Origin of the sequence: Parasulfuritortus cantonensis, assembly GCF_004337445.1 — a bacterium.
Lineage (GTDB): Bacteria > Pseudomonadota > Gammaproteobacteria > Burkholderiales > Thiobacillaceae > Parasulfuritortus > Parasulfuritortus cantonensis.
The window spans coordinates 43304-51274 of record NZ_SJZB01000034.1 but is presented as its reverse complement, the minus strand read 5'-3'; the positions used below and the strand labels follow the sequence as shown (position 1 = coordinate 51274).

At 59.9% G+C, this 7971-nt stretch carries 9 protein-coding genes; all 9 read left to right on the top strand.

Going from position 1 to position 7971, the window contains the following annotated elements; translation table 11 throughout:
- The coding region (locus tag EZJ19_RS09565; protein ID WP_165873537.1) for a protein phosphatase CheZ at positions 1-463 on the top strand (463 nt) is incomplete at its 5' end.
- Between the two features lie 21 nt (positions 464-484).
- Complete coding sequence (locus EZJ19_RS09560; protein WP_131447000.1) at positions 485-892, top strand: hypothetical protein; 408 nt, start codon at positions 485-487, stop codon at positions 890-892.
- Between the two features lie 78 nt (positions 893-970).
- A complete protein-coding gene (locus EZJ19_RS09555; RefSeq protein ID WP_131446998.1) occupies positions 971-2434 on the top strand; it encodes a hypothetical protein in 1464 nt (487 codons plus the stop codon).
- 144 nt (positions 2435-2578) lie between these two features.
- Positions 2579-4006: a UbiA family prenyltransferase gene (locus EZJ19_RS09550; RefSeq protein WP_206199387.1), complete on the top strand. Its 1428-nt coding sequence runs from the start codon at positions 2579-2581 to the stop codon at positions 4004-4006.
- On the top strand, positions 4003-4431 hold the full coding sequence (locus tag EZJ19_RS09545) for a GtrA family protein (RefSeq protein WP_131446994.1): 429 nt from the start codon (positions 4003-4005) through the stop codon (positions 4429-4431). The genes EZJ19_RS09550 and EZJ19_RS09545 overlap by 4 nt, the downstream gene beginning before the upstream one ends.
- A complete protein-coding gene (locus EZJ19_RS09540) occupies positions 4431-5732 on the top strand; it encodes an FAD-binding oxidoreductase (protein ID WP_131447010.1) in 1302 nt (433 codons plus the stop codon). Before EZJ19_RS09545 ends, EZJ19_RS09540 begins: the two co-directional genes overlap by 1 nt.
- A 5-nt stretch (positions 5733-5737) precedes the next feature.
- A complete protein-coding gene (locus EZJ19_RS09535; protein WP_206199385.1) occupies positions 5738-6466 on the top strand; it encodes an SDR family oxidoreductase in 729 nt (242 codons plus the stop codon).
- Between the two features lie 31 nt (positions 6467-6497).
- The gene (locus EZJ19_RS09530) at positions 6498-6992 is read left to right on the top strand and encodes a hypothetical protein (protein WP_131446990.1); all 495 of its coding nucleotides are present in this window, start codon (positions 6498-6500) and stop codon (positions 6990-6992) included.
- 544 nt (positions 6993-7536) lie between these two features.
- Positions 7537-7968, top strand: a complete 432-nt coding sequence (locus EZJ19_RS09525) for a hypothetical protein (RefSeq protein ID WP_131446988.1) — start codon at positions 7537-7539, stop codon at positions 7966-7968.
- Positions 7969-7971: the final 3 nt, after the last annotated feature.

Sequence of the window (7971 nt, the reverse complement as noted above, 5' to 3'; positions counted from 1 at the left end):
ATTGCGCGCCACCCTGCGCGAGATCGGCGAAGGCGAGGTCGCCGAGAACCGCATGGTCAGCAACGCCCGCGACCGCCTGCGCTATATCGCCAGTCTGACCGAGCAGGCCGCCAGCCAGACCCTGAACGCGGCCGAGGCGATCGGCGACCGCCTGCACGCCCAGCAGGCCGAGGCCGCCGAGCTGGCGCGGTTGACCCGGTCCGAACGGCTGCGCGCCTTCCTGGCCCGGCTCGGCGAGGAGCATGCCGCCTCGACCGGCCAGTTGACCGAGATCGTCCAGGCCCAGGCCTACCAGGACCTGGTCGGCCAGGTGATCAACAAGCTGCTGGATACCGTTCAGCGCATCGAGGACAGTCTCGCCCACCTGCTGATCGAGGAGGCGCCGGAGGGCAACCTGTCCGGCCCGCAGGTGCGCCAGGCCGAGCAGATCAGCCAGGACGACATCGACGACCTGTTCGGCTGAGGACGCCCCCGGACCGCCCCGATGGCCAGGACCTCCCCGCTCGCCGCCGCCCTGCTGTGTGCCTGCCTGGCGGCGCAGGCGGCCAGCCCGGCGGCCGGCCTGGCCGCCCACAAGGCCGAGCGCTCGGCCGCCCTCCTGCGCGCCAACGAGGCGACCGCCCGGACGCTCGCCTGGCTCGACCAGGAGATGCAGGACAAGCGCGTGCGCAACTGGCTGGGCGTGCTCGACGCCGCGCATGCCTGGCGCGAGGCGGCGCTGGAGGCCGAGGTGGCCAACCTCGAGGTCCTCTGCTGCATTGCCGGCGCCGGTTCCCACAGCGCCGTCGACGCCTGCCTGGAGCGCGACCGCGAACGCCTCCGGGCCGCCGCCGGCAAGGAAGCCGAGGCGGCCCGGATCGCCCTCGACCTGATGCGCGCGATCCCGCGCTGACGCGCCGCCCGCCCTCCTGTCGCACGGCCGCCCGTGCGGCTACGATGGGAGTGACGGCCACCGTGTTCGGAGGCGGATATGCAACGCAGCTCGCATTCGGGTCGGGTCCACGCGGGGAGTGGCAGGCGCCTGCTGGCGGATTGCCTCGCCCTGGCCTTCGCCCTGTCCGTGGCCGGCTGCGGCAACCTGCCCGCGACGCCGACCCCGACCCGCAACCCGGCCGAGACGCCTCGCCTCGACCCCGAGTCCCTGGCCGTGGTCTCGGCCCACTTCCAGCCGGCCGGCAGCAGCGGCCCGCACCTGCGCGGCAAGGGCCGCGCGGCCGCGGGCGACGCCGCGGCCGGCGCCGCCGCGGGGGCGTTCGAATCCATCTCCATGGGGGCCGGCGGCGATCCGCTGCTCACCGTCCTCATGCTACCGATCATGGTGCCGGTCGGCCTCATCGCCGGGGCCGCCAGCGGCGCCGCGTCCGGGTCGAACGCGGCGGCCATCGACGAGTCGGCGCGCGCCTGGGAACGGGCGACGCGCGCGGCCCGCCTGCAGGAACGCCTGCGCGACCACATGGTCGCCGAAGTGCGCCGGCAATCGGCGGCGCGCCAAGTCGAGGTCGACGACGCACTCGGCCCGGCCGCCCCGGACGCCCAGCCCGACTATCGCGCCAGCCGTGCCGACAAGGTCCTGGAAGTCGCCCTCATGGAGATCAAGTTCACCCCGGGCGCCAAGAAGGGCGACGACACCCCCTACGGCCTCACCCTCAGCGTGCGCGCCCGGGCGGTCGAGCCACGGACCGGGGCCGTGCTCGACGAGTTGAGGCATGACGTGCACAGCGCGCCGCAAACCGCGGCGGCCTGGCTGAAGGACGATGCGGCGCTGTTCACCGAGGCCGTCGACAAGGCCATGCAGGCGAGCGCCGAGGCCGTGGTGCTGGAATTCTTCCGTCTCTACTACCCGCCCGAGGACCAGGCGCCGGCCAAGGCCGGCCTGTTCGCCGCACCCTATTACGTCCTCCAGCCGGAATACCCGCCGCCGCCGAGGTGGCGGCGCAATGTCCAGTTGACCGGCGACCTGCAGCCCACCTTCCGCTGGGAGACCTTCCCGCGCGCCATCGACCTGCAGGCCGCCGGCGCGGCGCCGATCGGCGCCGTGTCCTACGACCTGGCGGTCTATACGGTCACCGCCAACAAGACGCCCTTCTCGGTGATCCTGCGCTGCGGCATCAGCCGCGGCCTCGATTGTCCGCAGAAGCCGCCCTTCACGCCGGGCCCGCGCATCTACCTGCGCACCGGCCTGGCAACCCCCGAACACCGCCTGGAAATGCCGTTGCAGGCCTGCGGCCAGTACGGCTGGACGGTGCGCGCCCACTTCACGCTGGACGGCCACCCGCGCATCACCGAGTGGAGCGGCAGCTACGTCATGCAGAAGCCGTGGCTGGCCCGGCGCACCTGGATCATCGGCGACAGCGAGCAAATCCAGCCCTGGAACATCAACTGGTTCCTGTTCCGCGCCCCGCCGGCGCCCGGCGAGACGGCCTGTCCCGATTGACGGGGAGCATGCAACGGTCGATCCGGTTGAGACGCGCGCGGAAGTCCGCGACATATAGAGGGAATCTCAATTGCCTTTCGGGTCAAATCGGCTGAGAATTTGCAGATTGAGCATTTGGCACATTCTTATACTATGAGGTACGCATTGCCGCTTGTGGTCGACCTGGATGGCACGTTGATCAAAACGGACCTCCTGTTCGAAACAGCGAGTAGATTTATTACGCAGCACTTCCTCGGTGTCTTTCGGCTGCTCGGTTGGCTAGCTACCGGCCGAGCCCAGTTGAAGGAACGACTGGCTGAAATCGTTGATATTGACCCTTCCACGCTTCCCTACAACGCAGAGGTCATCGACTGGCTGCGCGAACAGAAGCGTCTCGGCAGACACCTGATCCTCGCCACGGCGAGCCATCGCATCCTGGCCGAGGCCGTGGCGAAGCACCTGGGGCTGTTCGATGAAGTGGTCGCATCTGAGGGCCGGCTCAACATTAAGGGGAGGGAAAAGCGGGACATCCTCGTAAAACGCCATGGCGAACGCGGTTACGACTATGTCGGCGATTCTGCCGCTGACCTTCCGGTCTGGCAGTCGGCCAATCAGGCGTTTGTTGTCAGCGCCTCACGTGGCCTGATTAAGCGCGCGCGCGCGCAAGGTAACGTCGCAAACGTCATCTGCAACGGCCGAGCACCACGGTTGCGCTCCTTGGCCAAAGCAATGCGCCCACACCAGTGGGTCAAGAACCTGCTGGTGTTCATACCACTCATGTCGGCACACCAGTATGGCGACGCCTATGCCGTGCTGCATGCCTGCTTCGCATTCGTTGTTTTTGGCCTCACAGCGTCCAGCGTCTACATTCTCAATGACATCGTCGACATCGCTCATGACCGCCATCATCCGCGCAAACAGCGCCGCCCCTTCGCCGCCGGCGACCTGAGTTTGGCGCTCGGCTGGATGGTGTGGCCACTGCTGCTGGTAACCGCCTTCTACCTCGCTATCTTGTTCCTCCCTCTGGCTTTTGTAGGAGCGCTGGGGACCTATTTCCTGTTCACCGTGGCCTATTCGCTACGTCTAAAGCAACTCGCCGCAGTCGATGTCCTGACCCTTGCGGGCCTCTATACCTTACGAATCATCGCGGGAGCTGTCGCGATCACGGTATCACTGACGTTTTGGTTGCTATCCTTTTCGATGTTCCTATTTCTGTCCCTTGCCTTCGTCAAACGTTTCAGTGAACTGAAGGCCGCCCGGGATAATGGCAAGCACGGACGCCTACGCGGGCGTGGATATGTTCATGAAGACCTGGAAATCGTCTCAAGCATGGGGGTCGCCTCGGGCTACCTATCGGTTTTGGTTCTAGCACTCTACATTCAGGATGCCCGCACGTCGGAGCTGTATCACACCCCTCAGTTGATCTGGCTGGCCTGCCCGCTGATGTTGTTCTGGGTTTCCCGCGTATGGCTCGTTGCGCACCGAGGATGGATGCACGACGACCCGATCGTATTTGCGCTCAAGGATCGAGCGAGTTGGATTGTCGTTGCCGGCTTCGCCACCGTATTCGGGCTAGCCCGAGTGATTGCATGAAAACAGGGACGACCATCGCACTCCTCTATGCCCTATTCGCGGCCATCTCCACGGCTGCCAACCTCGGTACCCAGGCAATCGTTGTTTGGCTTTACCATGGTTTGTGGGCCATTGAAATTTCCGTATTAGCCGGGACAGCGACTGGCTTGCCCGTCAAATACATGCTGGAGAAGCGGCACATCTTCGAATTCAGTGCAGAAAACTTGGCGCACGATAGCAAACTTTTCTTCCTCTACTCATTTCTCGGCTTGTTCACCACAGCCATTTTTTGGGGAACCGAACTTGCGTTTCACCGGCTATTTGGTACGGATGCCATGCGTTACCTTGGTGGCGCCATCGGTCTAACCGCCGGATATCTCATTAAGTATCGTCTGGATAAGCGTTTCGTATTCGTTTCGAAGACTCGCGCCGCGGGGGCTACGTGATGGAGGCGCATGGCTGGGGAAGGTACCCCCGGATCAACGCGGCTGTCCTGTATCCTGCCACCCATCGCGAATGCGCGGCAGACATCGCTTCCGCATCTCCACTAATCGTACGTGGACTGGGCCGCAGCTACGGTGACAGTGCCTTGGCAGAGCGAATCCTGGACACGCGTCGCCTTGACCATTTCCTGGCATTCGACAGCAAGACGGGGCTGTTGACATGTTCTGCCGGACAAACCCTGGATCAGATATTACGGGTTTTCGTCCCGCGCGGCTGGTTCCTTCCAGTGACCCCCGGCACGCGTTACATAACTGTCGGTGGTGCAATCGCGAGCGACGTACATGGCAAAAACCACCACGCCGATGGGAGTTTCTGCAACCATGTAACCCAGGTCGAGATATTGTTGGGCAATGGCGAAAGACGCATAGCTTCACCCACGGAGCACCCCGAGTTGTTTCATGCCACCTGCGGAGGTATGGGCCTGACGGGAATGATCTTGTCCGCGACTGTGCGCCTGCTGCCGATCGCGTCCAGCCAGATAATCGAGACGACGGTCAAGCTTCGCGATCTCGAACACGTATTAACCGCCTTTGAGGAGAACAGCGCCGCGACTTATTCGGTGGCGTGGATCGATTGTCTGGCGCGCGGCAAGCACCTTGGACGTTCCCTGCTGATGCTCGGTGAACATGCCGAAACCGGGCCGCTCACGGTAAACGCGAAGCAGGCATGGCCGGTGCCGATTGATCCGCCGCCGAGCCTCCTTAACCACGGTACCGTGGCCGCGTTCAACACGCTTTATTATCAGAAGACGCAGCGAGCCCGCTCGACCCGCCACGTCGCTTTCGAGCCATTTTTCTACCCGCTGGATAGGCTAGCCAACTGGAATCGGCTGTATGGCAAACCCGGGTTTGTTCAGTACCAGTTCGTTCTGCCACACGAGAACGGCCCCCGTGGCCTACAAACCATATTGGAATATATTGCAGAGTCCGGACGTGGATCGTTCTTGGCGGTACTGAAACTTCTTGGCAAACCCAACGGCAATCTTCTGTCCTTTCCGATGATGGGCTACACGCTGGCGTTAGATTTTCGAGCCGAGCCCGCCGTATTCGAACTGCTCGCGAAACTCGACCACCTAGTACTTGAGCAAGGTGGACGCATCTATCTGGCAAAGGATGCCAGAATGAGTGAATCCATGTTCAAGACATCCTACCGCAAGTGGCAGGAATTCGAAGAGGTACGTTCCCGTTACCATGCCCACGGGAAATTCGCTTCCATCCAATCGAAACGACTAGGGCTGCAATGAACCGAGTGTTAATCATCGGCGCAACGTCCGCGATCGCCGAGGCCACCGCCCGCCTATGGGCCACCGAGGGCGCCCAACTATATCTTCTGGCACGCGACCAAGAACGACTGGCCGCCATTGCTGACGACCTCGCGGTACGCGGCGCCACCGCTGTCCAGACAGCCCCTTTCGACGCAACCGCCTTCGGGACCCATGAGGCCGCCATCGCACACGCACACGCCCAACTCGGCGCCATTGACATCGTCCTCGTAGCGCACGGCACCCTAGGCGACCAGCGGGCCTGTGAAAGCTCCTTCGAACTTGCCCATCGCGAACTGAACAACAACGCCGTCAGCGTCATCTCCGTCCTAACCCATCTTGCCAATCGCCTTGCGGCCCAAAAGCATGGGACCATCGCCGTGATCAGTTCCGTCGCAGGAGATCGGGGTCGGCAGTCCAACTACATCTATGGCGCCGCGAAGGGCGCCGTGTCGATCTTCCTCCAAGGGCTGCGCCAGCGCCTGTCCAAAGCCAACGTCCACGTCCTGACCATCAAGCCCGGTTTCGTCGATACACCCATGACGAGGCATTTCAAGAAAGGATTACTCTGGGTAGGTCCGGACGTGATTGCGAAGCACATCCATGCCAGCATCATAAAAGGTCGCTCCGAGATATATGCACCGCCTTTCTGGCGGCTAATTATGTTTATCATAACGAACATCCCAACCAAAATATTCAACAAATTATCACTGTAATAAATCCCGCCATTTACCAATCGCGCCTTGGGTGCCCCCTTCCATCATCGCAGCGCGCTTGATCGATCCAAAAATGTCAACAAGCCTACGCAATGTCTTAACCCAACAACGGCACAACGTCATTGTGTTCGCAATATTGGTCATTGCGTCTCTACTTTATTACTACTTCAAACGCAACCACCTCGGATTTCACACTAGGGATTTCCAGTACTACCTTTCCGGATATATTCTAAAGACCAGTTCAAACAACACTGGAACTATCAATATAAATCCGGAAGGCTTTAATGCTTATGGATTCTCCGGTACCGACGGCTACCCAAATATATTTTCCGACATCCATTTCTCACCAATCACATATCCCATATCCGCGCTTTATCAGTTAGGTGGCGAGCCTCTGGTCGCCACCCTGTTCGCCGGAGCCGCCGCTGCCGCGATTCTGTTGGCCTTATCACTATTCGTCCGCCACACGGACCACGCAAAAACACTAACAAGTTTTGCCACAATAATTCTGCTTCCAGGTTTTTAGAATTTGCAAATTACGATCTACGAGTATATGTTCTATTAATTAGTTTCACCCTGATATTGTTTGCTTTTATAGAATGGGAATTAAACGCTAAAGCCGTATTTTTAATCTTTCTTGCCCTCGCATGTACCCGCGAAGAGTTTATATATTTCTCTTTACTTGCCGCCCTTCACCTCCTACTCCGTGGCAGAAGACGCCTATCTGTGGCGCTTTTTTTCTCAGCTTTGCTATTTTGTGCAGGCTATCTGTTATATTTCTTCTATTTCACGACCTTCCTATACCACCCGACACTTAAAAACATCCTTCTATTTGTCGTCCCAACATCCCTTTATGTCGCATTTTACGTTACCTGCTGGCGCTACGGCGCCGTTTACCCTCGCCCCCTGTCGGACATCACCTCTCAAAAGCTCGATAATAGCTCAGTGGCGAGATATGGAATGCTTTTTCTGTATCTTTTTCCATTAGTAAAATATACATTTTTGCCACCCCACCTCCTTGTCATGCTCACGCCAAGATATTTCGGCGTTTTCTTTTAGTAATAATCGGCATGCTGATCATCTATATCCATGCCCAAAAATCCACCACCAAATTCTTCGTCCTTGGCATTCTTGGAATTCTGACTATCGCCCCCTACGTGAGAGTAGTTACAGACATTTCGAAGATGAACTTTAGCCAGGGAAGTGTCGTATTCGCGGCCGCGAAAAGCATTGACCGCCGCTCCGTGACCCTAACGAGCCTTCCGTTTCACCAAGCCTTCGCTGGTTACAATGCGTTCGTCGTCGACCGGCTTCCTGCGCAGTCCACCTCGGACAAAAGTAGGTATTGGCCGGCAAATCGCGAACGACTTAAACGCATTCTTCAGACTGCGAACGTATTAGTGTTGGACAACACCGATATGGCGAGAATTCGCCCACTGACGGCTCGGGCCTTTAACTGCACGCAGTCACGCGGAGTCAACATCTGTATCGGCCCCAATTGAGCT

Excerpts from the sequence above, each read along its gene's own strand:
- EZJ19_RS09560 (WP_131447000.1), top strand. The coding sequence starts at position 485 with ATGGCCAGGACCTCCCCGCTCGCCGCCGCCCTGCTGTGTGCCTGCCTG.
- EZJ19_RS09555 (WP_131446998.1), top strand. The coding sequence starts at position 971 with ATGCAACGCAGCTCGCATTCGGGTCGGGTCCACGCGGGGAGTGGCAGG.
- EZJ19_RS09545 (WP_131446994.1), top strand. The coding sequence starts at position 4,003 with ATGAAAACAGGGACGACCATCGCACTCCTCTATGCCCTATTCGCGGCC.
- EZJ19_RS09540 (WP_131447010.1), top strand. The coding sequence starts at position 4,431 with ATGGAGGCGCATGGCTGGGGAAGGTACCCCCGGATCAACGCGGCTGTC.
- EZJ19_RS09525 (WP_131446988.1), top strand. The coding sequence starts at position 7,537 with ATGCTGATCATCTATATCCATGCCCAAAAATCCACCACCAAATTCTTC.